14 protein-coding genes are annotated in these 19,316 nt (G+C 63.1%); 13 read left to right on the top strand and 1 reads right to left on the bottom strand.

The features are described from left to right. Positions 1 to 71: 71 nt before the first annotated feature. Complete coding sequence (locus DMP07_RS05065) at positions 72 to 707, bottom strand: RNA polymerase sigma factor (protein ID WP_123198078.1); 636 nt, start codon at positions 705 to 707, stop codon at positions 72 to 74. A gap of 218 nt (positions 708 to 925) precedes the next feature. On the opposite strand from DMP07_RS05065, the gene DMP07_RS05060 reads away from it, so the two are divergent. From DMP07_RS05060 to DMP07_RS05000, 13 genes are all read left to right on the top strand, one after another. Continuing rightward, positions 926 to 1,714, top strand: coding sequence for a TlyA family RNA methyltransferase (locus DMP07_RS05060; RefSeq protein ID WP_244594873.1), 789 nt, complete (start codon positions 926 to 928; stop codon positions 1,712 to 1,714). A 93-nt stretch (positions 1,715 to 1,807) separates the two neighbouring features. Further along, entirely contained in the window at positions 1,808 to 2,608 is an 801-nt protein-coding gene (locus DMP07_RS05055; RefSeq protein WP_123198076.1) for a TetR/AcrR family transcriptional regulator, read from the top strand. Positions 2,609 to 2,786: 178 nt separating this feature from the next. Then, positions 2,787 to 5,405, top strand: coding sequence for a cation-translocating P-type ATPase (locus DMP07_RS05050; RefSeq protein ID WP_123198075.1), 2,619 nt, complete (start codon positions 2,787 to 2,789; stop codon positions 5,403 to 5,405). A gap of 354 nt (positions 5,406 to 5,759) precedes the next feature. Next, a complete protein-coding gene (rpsB, locus tag DMP07_RS05045; protein WP_162843078.1) occupies positions 5,760 to 6,509 on the top strand; it encodes a 30S ribosomal protein S2 in 750 nt (249 codons plus the stop codon). Between the two features lie 77 nt (positions 6,510 to 6,586). Beyond that, positions 6,587 to 7,447, top strand: coding sequence for a translation elongation factor Ts (gene tsf, locus DMP07_RS05040; protein WP_123198073.1), 861 nt, complete (start codon positions 6,587 to 6,589; stop codon positions 7,445 to 7,447). 247 nt (positions 7,448 to 7,694) lie between these two features. After that, positions 7,695 to 8,978 (top strand): UDP-N-acetylglucosamine 1-carboxyvinyltransferase, encoded by a 1,284-nt coding sequence (murA, locus tag DMP07_RS05035; protein WP_123198072.1) that lies wholly within the window; start codon positions 7,695 to 7,697, stop codon positions 8,976 to 8,978. A gap of 66 nt (positions 8,979 to 9,044) precedes the next feature. Next, complete coding sequence (locus DMP07_RS05030; RefSeq protein WP_161957033.1) at positions 9,045 to 10,514, top strand: LCP family protein; 1,470 nt, start codon at positions 9,045 to 9,047, stop codon at positions 10,512 to 10,514. A gap of 66 nt (positions 10,515 to 10,580) precedes the next feature. Next, positions 10,581 to 11,414, top strand: coding sequence for a prolipoprotein diacylglyceryl transferase (gene lgt, locus DMP07_RS05025; protein WP_123198070.1), 834 nt, complete (start codon positions 10,581 to 10,583; stop codon positions 11,412 to 11,414). 44 nt (positions 11,415 to 11,458) lie between these two features. After that, complete coding sequence (locus DMP07_RS05020; RefSeq protein WP_123198069.1) at positions 11,459 to 11,839, top strand: desulfoferrodoxin family protein; 381 nt, start codon at positions 11,459 to 11,461, stop codon at positions 11,837 to 11,839. A gap of 146 nt (positions 11,840 to 11,985) precedes the next feature. Further along, the gene (locus DMP07_RS05015; RefSeq protein ID WP_009139334.1) at positions 11,986 to 12,216 is read left to right on the top strand and encodes a NifU family protein; all 231 of its coding nucleotides are present in this window, start codon (positions 11,986 to 11,988) and stop codon (positions 12,214 to 12,216) included. A 205-nt stretch (positions 12,217 to 12,421) separates the two neighbouring features. Continuing rightward, positions 12,422 to 15,088 carry a PD-(D/E)XK nuclease family protein gene (locus DMP07_RS05010; RefSeq protein WP_161957032.1) on the top strand — a complete coding sequence of 889 codons (2,667 nt, stop codon included), beginning with the start codon at positions 12,422 to 12,424 and terminating at the stop codon, positions 15,086 to 15,088. A 4-nt stretch (positions 15,089 to 15,092) separates the two neighbouring features. After that, on the top strand, positions 15,093 to 18,752 hold the full coding sequence (locus DMP07_RS05005) for a UvrD-helicase domain-containing protein (protein ID WP_123198067.1): 3,660 nt from the start codon (positions 15,093 to 15,095) through the stop codon (positions 18,750 to 18,752). Between the two features lie 58 nt (positions 18,753 to 18,810). Then, positions 18,811 to 19,290 (top strand): hypothetical protein, encoded by a 480-nt coding sequence (locus tag DMP07_RS05000; RefSeq protein WP_244594872.1) that lies wholly within the window; start codon positions 18,811 to 18,813, stop codon positions 19,288 to 19,290. Positions 19,291 to 19,316 lie beyond the last annotated feature (26 nt).

The following is a 19,316-nucleotide window of genomic DNA, read 5'->3' as shown; positions in this document are numbered from 1 at the left end:
GACTGAGGGTCGGTAGGAAGGGTCCCGTCGCCCGACGGGTCGGAGACGGAATGCGGGATGCCGCAATCGCATTAAAGCGACTGCGTTGCGCCATGTGCGGCGTTCGTTGCCTTTCGGAATACCGACGGCGCTCGTGCCGCATGCTTTTTCGCAACGGGGTCGTCGTTATCGGCTCCGTCGTTCGGTTCGGGGCCTAGCTCGGATGCCGCATCGCCCAGCAGGAAGCGCAGCTTCGTGCGCCCGCGGCTCAAGTGCGCGGCTACCGCAGAGGCGCTGCGGTCGGTGAGGGCGGCGATCTCGGCGATCGAGTAGCCCTCGTAGTAGTGCAGATAGATCGCTTCGCGATACTTTTCGTCGAGTGTCATCACCGCATCCAGCACGTCGCTGCCGACGGGCGCTTCGGGCGCCGGGTGTTCGGCGGCGGCTTCGAGCGGGGCAGAGGTGCGACGGTAGGAGTCGCGCAGCAGGTCTTTGCAGGCGTTCGCCGTGGCGCGCACCACCCAGGCCTTTTCGTGTTCTTCGTTTTGGAACGGCTCGGCGCGTCCGATCAGTTTCACCAGGACGCTTTGGCAGATGTCCTGCGCGTCGTGGGTCGACTTCAGGTACGTGAAGCTCAGGCGCAGGATGAGGCCCGAATACGCGTTCACGAGCCGGCGCGCCTCGGTATCGGGGTCGACGTGCGCGTGGTATCGGTTGTTCGTGCGCATGGCGCCCTCCTTCGGTTTGTTCGGTGTGCTTTGCAACGTTGCTCGCTTACAATACGAACGAGCGATGCGTTTCTTGACATCGCTCGGAAGAAAAAGCCGCTTTTTTCGAAGATGCCGTGCGGCGCCGCTTCGGCCGTCGAGTCATGCAGCCGTCTATCGGGCGGCTGCATGGTGCGTGCCGCATCGTTCATCTTCGTCATTATGAAGAAAGGTTCGTCGTGTCGAACACTGAATCCATCGAAGCGAATACGCCGCGCCCTGCGCGCAAGTCCAAGCCGAAGAAGCTGCGCCTCGACGACCTGCTCGTCCAGCTGGGCTATTTCGACGACCGCGGTCAGGCGTTGCGCGCCGTGCTGGCCCACGAGGTGCGCGTCGACGACGTGTATCCCACGAGCGCGGCCGTGATGGTGCGCGAAAACGCCGACGTGTTCGTGCGCAACAGGCGTGCCTTCGTCAGCCGCGGCGGACATAAGCTGCAAGGTGCTCTGGACGCCTTCGAACAAAGCGTGGAAGGCGCGCGTTGCATCGATATCGGCAGCTCGACGGGCGGCTTCACCGACTGCCTTTTGCAGGCGGGCGCGAAAAGCGTGGCGTGCGTCGACGTGAACTACGGCCAGCTTGCGTGGAAGCTGCGCGAGGATCCGCGCGTTACGGTGTTCGAGCGCACCAACATCAAGACGGCTTCGCCCGAGGAATTGGGTGCGCCGTTCGACGTTTTGGTGGCCGATCTGTCGTTCATCGGGCTGGCGGGCTTGGCTCCCGTGTTCGCGGCTCTGTGCGCGCCCGACAGCACGGTGCTCGCACTGATCAAGCCGCAGTTCGAAAGCGCCCATGACGAAACCGACCGCGGCATCGTGCGCGACGAGGCCGTCAGGCTGCGCGTGGTGGAAGAGGTCAAAGGGGCGTTTTCCGCCGCCGGGTTCGCGATCGAAGGCGTGGTGGAAAGCCCGATCACCGGCGCGCAGGGCAATGTCGAATATCTGGTGAAGGCCGTTTATCAGGCGTGACGGATTCGCCATAACTATACAACGTATAGAAGTATGTCAGACCTGATAGAATGATTGTGCGTTTTATATGGGTCTATATCGAAGGAGGGCGCCATGGCCGCCGAGCAAGGCAAGGGAAAGCAACCTGCGAAACGCAAGCGGGGCACGCTGACGAAGCAGCAGGTGGTGGCCGCGGCTTTCGCGCTCGTCGACGCTGAAGGGATCGAGGCATGTTCCATGCGTGCGCTGGGCGCCAAGCTCGGAGTGACCGCCATGGCCGTGTACGGCTACGTGCCGTCCCGCGAAGCGTTGCTCAACGAGGTGGCCGCGCGTTTTCTCGAAAGCGCCGACACACGAGCGCTGCGCGGCGAGTCGTGGGAGGAAACCCTTCTGCGCACGATGCGCTCGCTGCGCCATGCGTGCGTGCGCAGGCCGCATTTCGCACGCCTTCTCAACGACCCGTGCATTTCCGAAGGCCTCGAGCCGTACATGATGCGTCTGCGCGCGATCTATTTGGAACAGGGCATGCCTGAAGAGATAGCCGTCCAGATGCTGAGTATTGCCGACGCGTTTTTCGCCGGCTTTTGCCTGCGCTCGCTTCAGCGCGTCGAGCGCGAGAAGGAGAAAGAAGAGCGCAAGGAGCGCGAGAAGCCCAAGCAAAGAGGCGTGGCTCCGACGCCCGTTTCGGGCGCGGGCGACAACGCGCGCTTCGCCACCGAATCGCGCGTCCCCGGCATGCTCACGGGCAGGCGCATCGTCTCCACGCGCATCGTGGCGCCCAACGACCGCTGGAAGCGTTCGGTGCGCGCGGGCTATTCCGAGCGCTCGTTCGAAAACGGCCTGTTCGTGATCATCGAAGGCATCCGCGCGGGCGCCGCCCCCGATCCGTGCCAGTGGCGCACGCCTTCGGAGTAGCGTTCGGCCCTTTTCGCCCTGAGCCTCCCGCCGCCGTGCGCCTGAGCACCCATGCGGTTTCGCTACGGCTTGCCGACGGCATTCTTTCGCGAAGGAAACGATTGGCTCTCGCCGTCATGCTCTTGTTCCGCCCTCGTTACACTGACGATAGGGAAGAGAGAGAAGGAAAGGGGAAGCGATGGCCGAACCGTATTACCGTATGTCCTCGCAGCAGGTGCTCGACAAGCTCGACACCTCGACGGACGGCCTGACGAGCGAGCAGGCTCGCGTGCGTTTGGAGTCGCACGGGCCCAATAAGCTCGCCGAAGGCAAGAAGAAAAGCGTCTTCGTCGTATTTCTGGAACAGTTCAAAGATTTGCTGGTCGCCATTCTAGTCATCGCGGCGGGCATTTCCATGCTGACGGGGGATGCCGAAAGCACGCTCGTCATCATCGCCGTGCTGATCTTGAACGCGGTGCTCGGCACTGTGCAGTACATGAAGGCGGAAAAATCGCTCGATGCGCTCAAGAACATGTCGGCCCCCGTGGCCAAGGTCCTGCGCGACGGCGCCCGCGAGGAAATCGCCGGTCCCGACGTGGTGCCGGGCGATCTGGTGTTCCTCGAAGCGGGCGACATGGTGGTCGCCGACGGCCGCCTGGTGGAATGCTATTCGCTCAAAGTGAACGAAAGCTCGCTGACGGGCGAATCCGAAGCGGTCGAGAAAGACACCGAGGCCCTGTCGGGCGATTCGGTGGCTTTGGGCGATCAGAAGAACATGGCGTTTTCGGGATCGCTTGTCACGTACGGCCGCGGCCTCATGGTGGTCACGGGCACGGGCATGCAGACCGAAATCGGCCATATCGCCCACCTTATGAACCAGACGCAGCAGCGCAAGACGCCGCTTCAGCAGAATCTCGACGACTTTTCGAAGAAGCTCGCCGCGGCGGTTCTGGCCGTATGCGTGCTCGTGTTCGCGCTGTCCGTCTTCCGTAGCCACATGCCCGTGATGGATTCGCTGCTGTTCGCCGTGGCGCTGGCCGTCGCCGCCATCCCCGAGGCGCTCAGCTCGATCGTCACCATCGTGCTTGCCATGGGAACGCAGAAGATGGCCAAGGAAAACGCCATCATCAAAGACCTTAAGGCCGTCGAGAGCCTGGGCTCGGTGCGCGTGATCTGTTCGGATAAGACGGGCACGCTGACGCAGAATAAGATGACGGTGGTCAAGGCCTGGTTCGACGGCAAGGAAGTCGAAGCCGCCGACGCCTCGACGAGCGATCCGGTGGCCGCGCGCCTGATTCGCGTGGGCCTTCTGGCGAGCGATGCCACCACCGATGAAGAAACCGGCGCCGCGGTGGGCGACCCCACAGAAATCGCGCTGGTCGATTGGGGCGACGTGCACGGCATGCGCGAAGAAGACGCCCGCGCCGCCTACGAGCGCCTGGGCGAGCTCGCGTTCGATTCCGACCGCAAGCTCATGAGCACGGTGCACGAAGTGGACGGCTCGCTGCTCATGCTGACCAAGGGCGCGCCCGACGTGCTGCTGGCTCGCTGTGTGCGCATGATGACGGCCGACGGCGACGTCGAGCTGACCGACGAGATGCGCAAGCGCATCGCCCGGGCCAACGACGATTTCTCGCGCCAGGGCCTGCGCGTTCTGGCATTCGCGAACCGCACGGTCGATTCCGCGGACGTGACCTTCGACGACGAACGCGACTTCACGTTCGTCGGCCTGACCGCCATGGTCGACCCGCCGCGCATGGAAAGCGCCCAGGCCGTGGCCGACGCGAAGCGCGGCGGCATCCGCACCGTCATGATCACGGGCGACCATAAGGTCACGGCGGCCGCGATCGGCCGCAGCGTCGGCATCTTCGAAGACGGCGATATCGCGCTCGAGGGCACCGAGCTCGACGCCATGACCGACGAGCAGCTCGACGAGATTTTGCCCAAGGTGTCGGTATATGCGCGCGTGTCTCCCGAGCATAAGATCCGCATCGTGTCGGCGTGGCAGCGCCGCGGTTGCATCGTCTCCATGACGGGCGACGGCGTGAACGACGCCCCCGCGCTCAAGCGCGCCGACGTGGGCGTGGCCATGGGCATCACGGGCACCGAGGTCAGCAAGGACGCCGCCTCCATGGTGCTCGCCGACGACAACTTCGCCACCATCGTGAAGGCCGTGGTGAACGGTCGCAGCATCTACGCGAACATCAAGAGCTCGATCCACTTCCTGCTCTCGGGCAATATGGCGGGCATCATGGCCGTGCTGTTCGCGTCGCTTATGGCGCTGCCCGTGCCCTTCGCGCCGGTGCACCTGCTGTTCATCAACCTGCTGACCGACAGCTTGCCTGCGATCGCGCTCGGCCTCGAGCCCGCACGCAAGGGCCTGCTCGACCAGAAGCCGCGCGACCCGAAGGCGTCGATCCTCGACGCTCCGCTTGCACGCAAGGTGGTCTGGCACGGCGCGCTGATTGCCACCGCGTCTATGACCGCGTTCTTCATCGGCCTCAACGCCGGCGGCGCGGCGCTCGCTTCCACCATGGCGTTCGCCACGCTCGCGCTGGCGCGTCTGTTCCACGGCTTCAACTGCCGCGGCGGCGAGTCCATCTTCAAGCTGGGCCTGTTTACCAATAAATGGGTTCCGCTGGCGTGGCTGGGCGGCTTCGTCCTGCTGGCGCTGGTCCTGTTCGTCCCGTTCCTGCAGAGCGCGTTCTCGGTCGCTCCGCTGACGGCCGTGCAGTTCGCCCAGATCGTCGGCCTGGCGTTCGCTCCCACCGCGATCGTCCAGGTCGGTCGCCTGATCAAGATGGCGTTCGACAAGTAGCGCGGGCGTTTTCGCCCACGGTTTGAAAGGCGGCCTCCGTTCGCGGGGGCCGCCTTCGTGCGTTTGTAGGTTCGTCACGATCGTCGAGGCGCGTATGGGCGGGCGTGCGGCGAGCATGCGCGGCGCGTGGATGTGGGATTGCGGTCGCTTTGTTCCGACAGAGCCTTGTCGCGACGGGTTGGGACGTTCTCTCGAATGCTCGTGATTTTTCTTGCAATCCGAAAAATGCGTCGTATAATAGCGAAGTTTCTATATTTCACATGCTTGCGCGACTTTCTCACCGCGAGTGGCCACTTGAAAAGGCTGCGGGAGAGGGGATGACCGCAGGCAGAGGTTTAACGAATGGAGATTGCAATGGCGAAAGTCAGCATCAAGAGCCTGCTCGACGCGGGCGCGCACTTCGGTCATCAGACCCGTCGCTGGAACCCCAAGATGAAGCCCTACATCTTCGGCAACCGCGGCGACATCTACATCATCGACCTGAAGAAGACCCTGATCGGTCTCGACCAGTCCTACACCTTCGTCGAGAACGTCGCTAAGAAGGGCGGCACCGTCCTGTTCGTCGGCACCAAGAAGCAGGCCCAGGAGGCCATCGCTGCCCAGGCCGACCGCTGCGGCATGCCCTACGTGAACTCCCGTTGGCTCGGCGGCATGCTGACCAACTTCGTCACCATCCGTTCCCGTGTCGCTCGCATGGAAGAGCTCGAGGCCATGGAGGCCGACGGCCGCATGGACGTCCTGCCCAAGAAGGAGCAGGTCCTGCTGAAGAAGGAGCTCGCCAAGCTGCAGACCAACCTCAACGGTATCCGCAACATGAAGACCGTCCCCGACGCCATCTTCGTCGTTGACACCAACCGCGAGCAGCTCGCCATCCACGAGGCCAAGCGTCTCGGCATCCCCGTGGTCGGCACCCTCGACACCAACTGCGATCCCGACGACGTCGAGTTCGGCATTCCTGCCAACGACGACGCCATCCGCTCCGTCGACCTGCTCTGCACCTTCGTCGCCGATGCTGTGATCGCCGCTACCGGCGCTCCTGCCATCGAAGAGGAAATGGCTGCTCAGGCCGAGGCCGCCGAGGCCGAGGCTCCTGCCGCCGAATAAACACGTTATATAAGTACGACGGCCCTTCGCCGCAAAGGCGTTCGAAGGGCCGTCGTTCGAATGGAAGGAATTTCCCCATGGCTAACATTACCGCTGCTATGGTCAAAGAACTCCGCGAGATGACCGGCGCCGGCATGATGGAGTGCAAGAAGGCCCTGGTCGAGGCCGAGGGCGATATGGACAAGGCTGTCGACGTCCTGCGCACCCGCGGTCTTGCCGCCGTCGCCAAGAAGGCCGGCCGTGCCACCAATGAGGGCACCGTCATGGCTCTCGTCTCCGAGGACGGCACCACCGGCGCCCTCGTCGAGCTCAACTGCGAGACCGACTTCGTCGGCATGAACGAGAAGTTCAAGGCTTACGCCGAGAAGATCGCCCGCGCCGCCGTGGCCGCCAAGCCCGCCGACATGGACGCTCTGAAGGCTGCCGAGGTCGACGGCGAGACCGTCGAGGCCGTCGTCACCGACTGCATCCACGTGATGGGCGAGAACACCCAGCTCGCTCGCTTCGCCGTCGTCGAGGCCGGCGCCGTTTCTTCCTACATCCACATGGGCGGCAAGATCGGCGTTCTGGTTTCCTTCGACGTCGAGGGCATCGACATCGCTTCCGACGAGTTCGCTCACTACGGCCGCGACGTCGCCATGCAGGTCGCCGCTGTCGCCCCGATCGCCGCTAACCGCGACCAGGTCGACCCCGCCGTCGTCGAGCACGAGATGGGCATCTACAAGGCTCAGGCCGCCGAGTCCGGCAAGCCCGAGGCTATCCAGGAGAAGATGGCTACCGGTCGTCTGGAGAAGTTCTTCAAGGAGCAGTGCCTCACCGAGCAGGCTTTCGTGAAGAACCCGGATCAGACCATCAACCAGTACACCGACGAGGTTGCCAAGAAGCTGGGCGGCTCCATCAAGGTCGTCGACTTCAAGCGCTTCGCTCTGGGCGAGTAAAAGTCTCCAGGCTTTCGCATCAATATGAAACGCCGGCGTTTTTCGCCGGCGTTTTCTTTTTTATGTGGAGAAGATGCTCCGTGGTGCGCATATCGGCGGCGCGCCGAATCGCTCGGCGCTGTGGTTTTATGAAAGGGTTGCCGCGCAAGGGTTCAACCCTTTCTTCTTTTTTGGGAAAATGCACGGAGTGCATACGCTACTCGAGCCGCCTTCAGTGCGGCTTTTTATAGAAAAGGGGATCGAAATCATGGCGAAAGAGATGATCGTCGTCGAAGGCGGCACGCCGCTCGTTGGAGAGGTCCGCGTTTCCGGCGCGAAGAATTCCGCGCTCAAGCTCATCGCCGCGTCCATCCTCGGCGCGGGCGAAAGCGTCATCCACAACGTTCCGCTTATTTCCGATATCGCCGTCATGTCCAAGGTGCTCGAAACGCTCGGCGCCCGCGTGCAGCGCGAAGACCATACGCTCGTGATCGACACGGCGAACGTGGACACGTGGGAAACCCCCTATGAGCTGGTCTCCAAGATGCGCGCGTCCATTTCCGTGCTCGGCCCGCTCGTCGCCCGCTTCGGCCGCGCCCGCGTGGCCATGCCCGGCGGCTGCAACCTGGGCGCCCGCAAGATCGATATGCATATGGTGGGCATGGAGGCGCTCGGCGTCCATTTCGAAACCGACCACGGATTCATCGAGGCAAGCACGCCCAACGGTCTGCACGGCGCCTATGTGGCCCTCGATTTCCCGAGCGTCGGCGCCACCGAGAACACCATGATGTGCGCGGTTACCGCCGAAGGCCAGACCGTCATCGAAAACGCCGCGCGCGAACCCGAAATCGAAGACTTGGCCGATATGCTCAACGCCATGGGCGCGCGCGTGAGCGGCGCGGGCACGCCGACCATCGTGGTCGAAGGCGTTTCCGCATCCGAGCTGCACCCGTGCGAGCACACCACGGTGGGCGACCGCATCGAGGCCGGAACGTTTCTGGTGGGCGGCGCCATGACGGGCGGTCCTGTCACGGTGCGCGGCATCGAGCCCGGTTTCTTGCGCATGGCGCTCATGAAGCTTCACGCCATGGGCTGCACCGTCGATTTCGGCGACGACTGGATCACCGTGTCCAGGAAGGGTCCTCTGGAGGCGATCGATATCCAGACCTTGCCCCATCCGGGATTCCCCACCGATCTGCAGGCCCAGTTCATGCTGCTCGCCGCCGTCGCCCAGGGCAATTCGGTCATCACCGAGAACGTGTTCGAGAACCGCTTCATGTTCGCCGACGAAATCGGCCGTATGGGCGCCAGCGTGACCATCGAAGACCACCACGCCATCGTCGAAGGCGTCACGTCGCTGCAGGGCACCGATGTGAAGGCCACCGACCTGCGCTGCGGCGCGGCGTTGGTGCTGGCGGGCGTTTTCGCGGAAGGCGTCACGCGCGTGCATAAGGTCCACCACATCGACCGCGGCTACGAAGATTACGTCGGCAAGCTCTCGTCTCTCGGCGCGCGCCTGCATCGCGAGCCCGACGAAGACATCGATTGGTAGTTCGGGGCGGCGGATATGGTTACACGTCGACCGAGCAGTGCTCAATATAAGAAAACATCGAGGCAGATGCGCCGCGCGACGCTGGGCACCCATGTCGCGCGCATTCCGAGTCCGATTCCGTCTCGCAGGGAACAGGCCAGCCCGCGCCGCACGCGCAATGTCGAGCGCGGCGAAATCCATCAGGTGCTTCCGAACACCTCGACGCGCGAAAGCAGGCGTGACTATACGAATCGCATGAGCCAGCAGGCGTTCATCGAACGCGCCGTGGCGTCGAGCCGTCGTCGCAAGATCGCCGTCGCCGTGGCGTTGGCCGCCGTCGCGCTTGCCGTGGCGTCGGTCGCGGCGTGGTTCGTGTTCATCGGCGGCGTCAACGACAGGCTTCAGCTGCAAGACCCCGCCCTCGCGTCGGTTCTGGCCGACGCCCCCGCCGAAGGCCCCGTCTACACCGTGCTCGCCGCGTCGTATGACGACGGCGACGGGGGAACGGGCCCCGACGTGGTGCTGCTCGTGCGCACCGATTCCGAGAACGCCTCCGCCTCGGCGGTGGTTATTCCCGGCAATGCGCGCGTGAAGCTTTCCGACGGCAAGGCGCATCGTTTGGGCGAGGCTCAGGCGATAGGAGGCGACGCGGAAGTCGTTTCGGCCGTCGAAAACCTGTCGGGCGTCCAAGTGTCCCATTACGCGAAAACCGACGCCGAAGGCTTCGTCGCGCTGGTCGATTCGGTGGGCGGCGTCGAGGTGGACCTGTCCGAGCCGGTGAGCGATTCCGACGCGGGCACGATGAGCCTTCCTGCAGGTTTTCAGGTGCTCTCGGGCGAGCAGGCTTTGTTCCTGTGCCGCGCCAACGATTTCGCCGCAACGCCCGAATTGCAGCGCGGCCTGAACGAATCGCAGGTTGCTCAGGCCCTGTTCAAGAAGTTCGTGGGAATGGACAAGCTGTCGTTTTACACGGGCATGGACGGTTTTTCCGACTGCGTGAAAACCGACATGGACGTCAAGGCCGCCTACGCCATGATGTCGTCGCTGCGCGATATCGTGGCCGAATCCGTCATGACGGGCGTCATGCCGACGTATCTCTCCAGGGCGGGAGACGACGTGTACCAAGAGCCCATCTCCGACGAGTGGAAGGCCATGATGGAGCGTTTCGTGGCGGGCGAGGTTCCTCAGCAGGATAAGGAATCGATCATCGAGTCGGTCGATTCCGCGTCGTTTTCCATCACGGTGAATAACGGCGGCAGCGTCGAAGGGGCCGCGGCCGATGCGGCGTCTTTGCTCGAGGGCGCGGGCTTCACGGTCGATTCCGTGGGCAACGCGAACCAGGCCGTCTACGAAAGCACGCTCGTCGTGTATCAGAAGGCGGAAAACGAGGCGAAGGCTGAGGCGATCGTCGCGACGCTCGGAACGGGCCGCGCCGTGCTCGATGCCGTGAACTACGCGTTCGAGACCGATATCCTGGTGGTCGTCGGAAAAGACTGGCAGGCCGTCTTGGACGCGCGCGAGAAAACAGCCGCGCCTGTTGCGACGAACGCTTCGTAACGAGGGCGCTTGCAACGCCGGGCCGCGCTTGCGCGACCCGGCGTTTTCATGGAAGAAAGGAAGCCGATGCTCAACGATATCTATCAGATGCTCGACCCCGTGGCGCTTGCGATCGGGCCGTTTCAGATCCGCTGGTACGGCCTTGCCTATGTGGCGGGCTTCATCTGCGCGGCCGTCGTGCTGCTCGACGTTTCGCGGCGCTGGCGTGTGCGCGTGGGCGAGGACGCGTTTTTCACGATCGTCATCTGCGTCGTGATCGGCGTCATTTTGGGCGGAAGGCTCGGCTACGTGCTTTTCTACGGCGACGGCTATTACCTGCAGCATCCCGACCAGATCCTCGCCTTCAACAAGGGCGGCATGAGCTTCCACGGCGGTTTGATCGGCGTTTTGCTGGGCGGCGTCGTTGCGTCGAAGATCACGCACATCCCCTTCCTCACGCTGGCCGACATGGGCGCGGTGGGCGGCGCGATCGGCCTGTTCTTCGGCCGCTGCGCGAACTTCGTCAACGGCGAGCTGTGGGGCGCGCCGACCGACCTGCCGTGGGGCGTGGTGTTCGGCGGTGCCGCGGGCTCGATGCCGCGCCATCCGTCCCAGCTCTACGAGGCCCTTCTCGAGGGCGTCGTGATCTTCTGCGTGCTCTATGCCTTGTCGCGCAAGAACCCGCCGCGCCCGCGCGGCACGTTCATCGGCCTGTTCCTCGCCATGTACGGCACGTTCCGCTTCCTGGTCGAATTCATCCGCGAGCCCGATGCCCAGCTGGGCTATCTCTGGGGCGATTGGCTGACCATGGGCCAGCTCCTTTCGGTTCCTTTGATCATTGCGGGCGTGGCTTTGCTGATTTATGCGGTTACAATGAAGCTGCCCCAAGAGGGGCTTCCCGATATGTCACAAAAGAAGTAACATATCGGGTGTAAACAAGATTGCTTGATTAAGGGGGCAATACCATGGATATCAAATTCTTCAAGTGCGAGCACTGCGGCAACATCGTCATCAAGGTCGTCGACGCAGGCGTTCCCGTGATGTGCTGCGGCGAGAAGATGGTCGAGCTCGTTGCCGGTTCCGTCGACGCCGCCGTCGAGAAGCACGTTCCCGTCGTCGAGGCCGAAGGCTCCGTCGTTCGCGTCAAGGTGGGCGAAGTCGAGCATCCCATGACCGAGGAGCACCTCATCCAGTTCGTCGTCCTGGTCACCGAGAAGGGCTACCAGGTCGCTCAGCTCACCGCCGAGAACGAGCCGAAGGCCGAGTTCGTCCTGGCCGAGGGCGACGCCGCCGTCAAGGTGTACGAGTACTGCAATCTGCACGGCCTGTGGGTCAACGAGCTCTAAGCCGCATGATCTAGTGCGCGCCGCTCGCAAGGGCGGCGCGTTTTTTGCATCGCAGCCCGAATGCGTCGCGTCTGCCGTCGCGCAGCGCGTCGAATCGGGATACAATTCCAACGATTCGTATTCTTTAAGCGAAAAGGAGTATCGATATGGCTATCGATAAAGAACAGGTCAGCCGCGTTCTCGACCTCATCCGTCCCAGCCTGCAGGCTGACGGCGGCGACGTCGCCCTGGTCGACGTTCAGGAAGACGGCGTCGTGGTGGTCGAGCTTCAGGGCGCTTGCAAGGGCTGCCCCATGAGCCAGATGACCCTCGCCAACGGCGTCGAGCGTATCCTCAAAGAGCACGTCCCGGGCGTCACCAAGGTCGTCCCCGCGTAGGAAGCCTCCGCGCACATTGTTTCCGATTTCGTCGGTTCGCCGGCGAAGCACATCGCCCCTTCGCGCGCACATCGGTGCGACGCGGAGGGGCATTTTGTTTTCATGCGCGGCTCTTTCTCTTATTACGAACAAATGTTTGAGAAACGGGCGCTTCGCTGCCGCCTGTGCGTTATAATGGGCTTCCGATATGAAGGAGGCCGCTCAAGTGTTGACCGTTTTGTTCCCCGATAGTGCGCAGGCGCTTGCTTTCAGGCGTCGTCACGCAGCGTCCGACGACCCGTATTCTTTCGCCGCATCCGTCGCATCGGTCGGCTCGTGGGTGGCCGATGCCTGGTCCCTCGAAGGCGACGGCCGTCGGATCGCGTCGCGGGCGCAGCGGGTCATGGCGCTGTATGCGGCGCTCGATTCGAGCGACGGCGCGGGTCTTCCGTGCACGTTCGGCATGGTGCGCCTTCTGGTCCGTCTTGCCGACGAAGCGCTCGGCTCCGACGAATTCGAAGACGCCTTGCGCGGCGATCGCCAGGTGCCCTCGCGCTTCGAGCCGCTTGTCGAGGCGTTGCGCCGCTATGAGCGGGTGCTTGCCGTCGCGTCGCTGGTCGATGCCGGCCGCGCATGCCGCATCATGGCCGAGCGCGCGTCGGGTCTTCCGGCCGCCGACGAAGCGGTCGTCTACGACGTGGTTCTGACGGCTGCGCAGGAAAAGCTCGCCGCCTCATGTTTTCGCTCGGTCGAGTCGCGTTCGTCGTTCGGCGGCCGCATCGCAAAGCCGAAAGAAGGCGTCGATCTGCGCTTCGCGTTTCCTTCGGGCAGATACGCCGAGCCGTATCTTCTTGCCGATACCGTCATGGGCTATGCGTCCAAGGGAAGCGTTCTCATAACGGCGCGCGATCCGCTCGCCCGATACGAATCGCTGGTGGAGCCGCTCGAACGTGCGGGAATTCCGTGCGGCGTCAGCGCGCGCCGTGCCTTTCGCGACACGCATTTCGGCCGTGCTTATTTCGCGGTCCATAGCATCATGCACGGATTCGAGGCCGACAAAGCCTCATGCGCCGATTTCCTGCTCAATCCGTTTTCGGGCCTGTCGAGCGCCGAAGCGTACGATTTCGACGCCCGCCTGCGCTGCGATAGGCTCATGACGCGCGAGGCCTGCCTCGATGCGCTTCGCACCAGGTCCCGTTCATTCGAATACTTCGAAGACCTGGTTGATTCGGCCGATGCCGATGCGCTGCTCGGCTATTTCGAAGACAGGTCGCGCGCTCTCGGCTTCGACGAGCCTACGGTTTCCGAGCAGCTCGCTGCGATCGGCGCGTTGCGCGACCTTATGGCGGCGGCCCGATGCGTCGGAGCGGATGCGCGCGCGGTGGTCGAGGCGGCTGATGCCTTGCGCGTCGATGCATCGCGCGCGACGTGCGCGGAAGAGCCTTGCGTCATGGTGGTCGATGCGCGCCGCATCGAGTCGGCGGGCGACCGCGTATGGAATACCGTGGTCATGTGCGATATGGACAATGTTTCGTTCCCCGTGAAAAACGCCGACGACGCCGCTTCGGCGTTCGCGAAAGAGCTCGGCGTGGCGCGTCCGCGCTATGCGCTCGACGATATGCGCCGCGCATTCGCCGCCGCGGTCGGCAGGGCGCATGACGCCCTGGTGATCGAGAGGCGCTTGAACGACGAAGAAGCGGGCCCGACGTATCCTGCGGCCACGGTGGAAGAATTCGTCGACTGCTTCCGCGCCGACCCCACCGATGCCGACGAGGTCGACAACCGCTATACGCTGCCTCCCTGCCTGATGGAGGGGCTGATCGAACGAGGCGAGGAGCTGCTGCAGGAAAACGCTTCGCTGCGCGAAGGCAATCCCGAATGCGCCGCGCGCGTCGATGCCCCCACGATAGCACGCATCGAGTCCGAGTCGGCGAAGCGCTCGATCATGCTTCCACGCATCGGCAAAGGCGGCTTTATCGTGAACGAGCCGTGCTTCTCGGCGTCGCAGATCGAAAGCTATCTCGAATGCCCCCAGAAATGGTTCGCGCTGCGCCGCCTTCGCCTCGACGATATCGAAGAGGGCTTCGGCGCCGTTGAAATGGGCGATTTCTCCCACGGCGCGCTCGAGGAGTTCTACCGTCGCTTCCAGGCGGGCGTCGCGGCTAAGGTCGACGAGTCGACTCTCGAACAGGCGCGGGCGGTCATGGACGAAGTCCTCGTCGAGCAGCGTGCGTCCCAATTCGATCGCAAGCCGTCGAGCAACAGGCTCGTGCCCGTTTCCGTGTTCGAGGAACGCGAGGTGGACGACCTGTGCGACCGGTTGAAGCGTTTTCTCGATCGCGAGGCGTGCTTGCTTCCCGATTTTTCGCCCTATGCATTCGAATACGAGATTCCCGTGCACGAGGCGTTCGATTACGCGGGCTGCAAGCTTGTCGGCAAGATCGACCGCATCGATGTCGACGCGCGCGGCCGCGCCGTCATCATCGACTACAAAAGCTCGCTTTCTCCCGATTACGACCTGTACGAACCCGAAAGCAAAGGTTCGGCCATGAAGCAGGGCAAGGTGCAGACGCTTATCTATGCGCAGGCGGTGCGTCGTCTGCTCGGTTTCGAAGTGGTCGGTGCGCTCTACGTCGGATACGGAAGGCTGCCGAAGGTCTCGGGCGCGTTGAGCTGCGATATAGAACCTGCCCATGTGCCGGGCCTGCGTGCCGAGACCTGCGTGTATCGCGGCGATTTCGGACCGCATTTCCACGATCTGCTCGATGCCACCGAGTCGCGTATCGCCGAGGCGTTGCAGCGCCTTATGGCGGGCATGATCGCCCCGATCCCGCTCGCATCCGGCGCCTGCTCGTACTGTCCTGAAATTTCCTGTCCGCAAAGAAGGGGATAGCTCGATGAATCTGAATCGCTTCAAACCGGGCCAGCTGAAGTGCGTCAAAACGCTCGATGCTCCCTTGGTCGTATCGGCGGGCGCCGGCAGCGGAAAAACCTTCACGCTCACCCAGCGCATCGCCTGGGCGCTTCTGCCCGGATCGGCCGCCGACGGCGGCGCGTTCCTCGACGGCATCGAGCAGGTGATGGCCATCACGTTCACCGAGAAAGCCGCCGGCGAAATCAAGTCGCGCGTGAAGGCGACCTTGCGTGCAGAGGGCATGGCGGATGAGGCCTTGAAGGTCGATGACGCATGGATTTCTACCATTCACGGCATGTGTTCGCGCATCCTTCGCACGCATGCGGTCGAACTCGGGATCGACCCCGCGTTTTCGGTGCTCGATCCGGCCCACGCCGACGACATGCTGCGCATGTCGGTGCAAAAGGCGCTGTCGAGCGAAAACGAATTCGTTTCGCCGGGCGGGTTCAATGCGTTGTTCTCGGAGTATGCGGCGCGCAGCGCGGGCGCGCGTTCGTCCGATTCCGTCGAAGACATGGTTCTTTCGCTGGTGCGCGTCGCATCGGCGAATCCTGAAGGATGCGGATGCTTCCGAAAGCCTCCGTCGTGCCGCAGCGCCTCGGAGCTCCTGCACTCCATGGTCGAGCTTATCGAAGAGGCGCGCGATATCGCCCTCGCTCAGAAGGCGGGCGATTCCCGCGATGCCTGGCTGCAAAGCGCCGATGACTTTCTCGAAAGGGCATCGAGCGCCGCGCCCGATGACGCGAAGCGCCTTCTTTCGTTTTTCAATACCTGTCCTTGGCCGTCGGGGCGTTTCGGCACGAAGGAATACAAGGCGGTCGTCAAAGACCTCCAGGCGTCGTGCGCTTCGGTCATCCAGGAAGCCCGCTGCCTTATCGCCGAGCCGCTTCTCGGCGAGCTGCTCGGCCTTGCCTCCATCGTGTTCGAGTCGTATGCGCGCCAGAAGGCCGAACTCGGCCTGCTCGATAACGATGACCTGCTGATCAAGGCGTCCCAGGCGCTTGCGTTCTATCCCGATATCGCGCGCGAATACGAGAACAAGTTCCGCATCATCATGGTGGATGAATTCCAGGATACCGACCAGCTTCAGGTGGATATGATCAAGCGTATGGCGGGGCCGGGCGCTTGCAGGCTGTGCACCGTCGGCGATGCTCAGCAGAGCATCTATCGGTTCCGCGGCGCCGACGTGCAGGTGTATAAGAACCACTTGGCCAGCGTGGCGGAAACGAATCCCGAAGGCCTGATCGAGCTGCCTGATAATTTCCGCAGTCACGGCGACGTGCTCAAGCTGGTCGATCGCGTGTTCGAACAGCCGAACGTCTTCGGCAAAGAATTCATGTCGCTTCGTCCGTCGCGCGACGAAAAATCGGTGAGGCGCCCGTTTTTGGGTGGACCGGGCCGCGTCGACGTGTTCCTGAGCACCTACCCCGAGCGCAAGGGAATCAGCCGCAGCGATATGGCTCTTTTCGAAGCGCGCCGCATTGCGCGCCGTTTCGCCGAATTACGCGAAGCCGGCCACGAGGCGGGCGATATGGTGGTTCTGCTCGGCCGCATGACCAATGCGGGAATCTATGCCCGCGCTTTGCGCGAAGAAGGGTTCGCATGCGTCATCGCGGGCGGGTCGATCTTCGCGTCGGCCCCCGAGGTGCGCATCATGCAGCGCTTGGCCGAGGTCATCGCCAATCCTCACGCCACCTCGGCGTTGTTCGAGGTTCTTTCAAGCGAGATGTTCGCCCTGTCCGCCGATGATTTCATTGCTTTGTCCACCTATGAAGACGATGCTACGGGAGTATTGCGCCGCCGCAGCCTCGACAAGGGCTTTCATGCCGTGGCCGAAGCGGTACGCGAACAGACCGATGCGGTGTCGCCGCAGCTCGCGCATGCTGCGGGCGTGGTCGATCGCATTGCGCGCGATGCGGGGGTCAGGCCCGTTTCGGCGATCATGGCCGATGCCGTCGTCGAGTCGGGCTGGATATCCCGCCTGGAGAAGCGCGGCGCGGAGGGGCAGTCGGTCGCGGCCAACGTCTTGAAGGCCATCCGCTTGGTGGAAGGCATCGAGGAATCCGGCGCGACGGGTCCGTCGTCGGTCGCGCGAGAAATGGCTTCGCATATCGCCATCGCCAAAGAGCCTCCGGGAGCTTTGTCCGCCAAGGGCGGCGATTTCGTGCGCATCATGACCGTGCATGCCAGCAAGGGCCTCGAGTTTCCCATCGTCGGCCTTGCCGAGATGGCCGTATCCAAGCCTCGTTCGTCGGCGTTTTCCTGCACGGTGCTCGAAGGCAAGGCGTATGTCGGCCTGCTCCCGAGTCGGTCGGTATCGGGCGTCTCGCCGTCTTCGCCTGTCGCCAAAGCCATGAAGAGCGAATACATGCCGTTCGACGACGGGCGCTTCGACAGCGTCGTCGAAGCCGTCGAGCGCGCGGAAACGCCGCTTGCACGCCGCGAAATTTTGAAAGAGCACGAAGCCGAGCAGGAACTGCAAGAACGTCGTCGCCTTCTGTACGTGGCGCTGACGCGCGCTAAGGAAGCGCTCGTCGTGGCCATGACAAGCGCTCGTCCTGCAAAAAACGGCGATGCGTCGGGCATCGACGCCGAATCGGGCATCTACGACGATATTCGCAGCGCGCTGTTCGGGCTCGATGATTTCGAAAAAGGGGAGACCTTCGTCGATTTCGGCGGCAGCGCTCCCGCCCGCATCGAACGCATCGATGCGGAGGAATCCGATTTCGACGCCGATCGGGAAGGCGGGCCTTGCGAATCCGACAAATGCGGCGAGGCGGATGAAACGGTCGAGATCCCGCGTCTTCGCGAACGCGAGGGACGAAAGGGCGTGCGCCTTGCGGGTTCGCGCGGCGACGTAGCGAGCTATTCGGCGCTTGCCGAGGCGGGCGGCGTGGATACGTCGTGCTTCGTGTCGGATTCTTCGATCGCAGCGGGCGAATCGGCCGCATCGCTCGATGAGGAATTCTGGGACGCTCTCGGCGAAGACCTTTTGCGCGATGCCGACAAAGCGACCGATTTCGGCGCCGCGCTTCATCTGTGCGCCCAATGGGCGGTGCGTGCGCGCAACAGGTCGCGGGGTTCCCTCGCCATGCCGTCGCGCGAGCGCATTCGTGCCATCGCGCACGGCTGCGGGCTGCATGACGCTTCCCTGCCGCGTCTCGAGGCGGCTCTTGAGCGTTGGTTCTCGAGCGACGTCGCTAAAGCGTGCGACCGCGCCGATGCGCTCTGCGCCGAACTGCCGTTCTTCATCTCGCTCGAGGAGGGAGGGGAGCGCTGCGAAGAAAGCGCGGCGATCCGCTACCTCGAGGGCTCGATCGACCTTTTCGCGTCGTGGAAGCATGAGGAAGGGCAGCCGCGCCGTGCGCTGATCGTCGATTACAAGACCGGCGGCTCCGATGACGAAGGCGCCGAGGCGTTGCATGCGAAGCATGAGCTGCAGGCGAGCTGCTATTCGTATGTGGCGCTGTCTCGCGGGTTCGAGAGCGTCGAAACGCTGTTCGTCCGGGTCGAAAGGCCCGATGCCGCCCGCCCGGACCAGCCGTGCGTCGTGCGTTATTCGTTCGATCGGGGCGATGTCGCCTCGTTGCGCTCGCGCATCGATGAGGCATGTGCCGAATTGGCGAAACAGCGTTTGCGATAATTCCCGGTTTTCATTCCAATGGGGCGGTATTCAAGCCGCTCCATTGGACTTTTTAAAAATGAACGTTGTTCATGTGAAGATGGACGACACGAATGGAGTGCCGTATATAATCGGTGGCATGAAGATATCGACTGAAAAACTCCTCCTCGTCGCGGGCTTCGTCTGGATCGTCGCAGGCGGCAACATCGGCAACATCGGCATCGGCGCCTTGACGCACGACCACCTGGTATGGTGGGTCTTGCTCGGAACCCTCGTCGTGTTCCTCATGTTCCATCTGTTCGTGTTCAAGAAGCTCGTGAAGAAACACTCCGAACGTATCCGCGGTTTCGAAGAAGACAAGAAGCAGATATGGCATTTCTTCGACAAGAAGGGCTATATCATCATGGCGATCATGATGGGCGGCGGCATCGCGTTGCGTGCGAGCGGCGTCCTGCCCGAATGGTTCATCGCGTTCTTCTACACGGGACTCGGCTTGGCCCTGACGGTCGCCGGCATCTCGTTCATCGTCTCCTATATAAGAGGCGGCCGTGATCGTTAGCGGACGCGTGCCTCAGCGGGTGCGCA

Source organism: Slackia faecicanis (assembly GCF_003725295.1).
GTDB lineage: Bacteria > Actinomycetota > Coriobacteriia > Coriobacteriales > Eggerthellaceae > Slackia > Slackia faecicanis.
This window is presented reverse-complemented; position numbering and strand designations above follow the sequence as displayed.

Bases quoted from the DNA above. Each gene is read 5' to 3' on its own strand.
- DMP07_RS05020 (WP_123198069.1), top strand. From the start codon at position 11,459: ATGGATATCAAATTCTTCAAGTGCGAGCACTGCGGCAACATCGTCATC.
- tsf (WP_123198073.1), top strand. From the start codon at position 6,587: ATGGCTAACATTACCGCTGCTATGGTCAAAGAACTCCGCGAGATGACC.
- DMP07_RS05030 (WP_161957033.1), top strand. From the start codon at position 9,045: ATGCGCCGCGCGACGCTGGGCACCCATGTCGCGCGCATTCCGAGTCCG.
- rpsB (WP_162843078.1), top strand. From the start codon at position 5,760: ATGGCGAAAGTCAGCATCAAGAGCCTGCTCGACGCGGGCGCGCACTTC.
- DMP07_RS05065 (WP_123198078.1), bottom strand. From the start codon at position 707: ATGCGCACGAACAACCGATACCACGCGCACGTCGACCCCGATACCGAG.
- DMP07_RS05055 (WP_123198076.1), top strand. From the start codon at position 1,808: ATGGCCGCCGAGCAAGGCAAGGGAAAGCAACCTGCGAAACGCAAGCGG.
- DMP07_RS05050 (WP_123198075.1), top strand. From the start codon at position 2,787: ATGGCCGAACCGTATTACCGTATGTCCTCGCAGCAGGTGCTCGACAAG.
- DMP07_RS05015 (WP_009139334.1), top strand. From the start codon at position 11,986: ATGGCTATCGATAAAGAACAGGTCAGCCGCGTTCTCGACCTCATCCGT.
- lgt (WP_123198070.1), top strand. From the start codon at position 10,581: ATGCTCAACGATATCTATCAGATGCTCGACCCCGTGGCGCTTGCGATC.
- murA (WP_123198072.1), top strand. From the start codon at position 7,695: ATGGCGAAAGAGATGATCGTCGTCGAAGGCGGCACGCCGCTCGTTGGA.
- DMP07_RS05000 (WP_244594872.1), top strand. From the start codon at position 18,811: ATGAACGTTGTTCATGTGAAGATGGACGACACGAATGGAGTGCCGTAT.
- DMP07_RS05005 (WP_123198067.1), top strand. From the start codon at position 15,093: ATGAATCTGAATCGCTTCAAACCGGGCCAGCTGAAGTGCGTCAAAACG.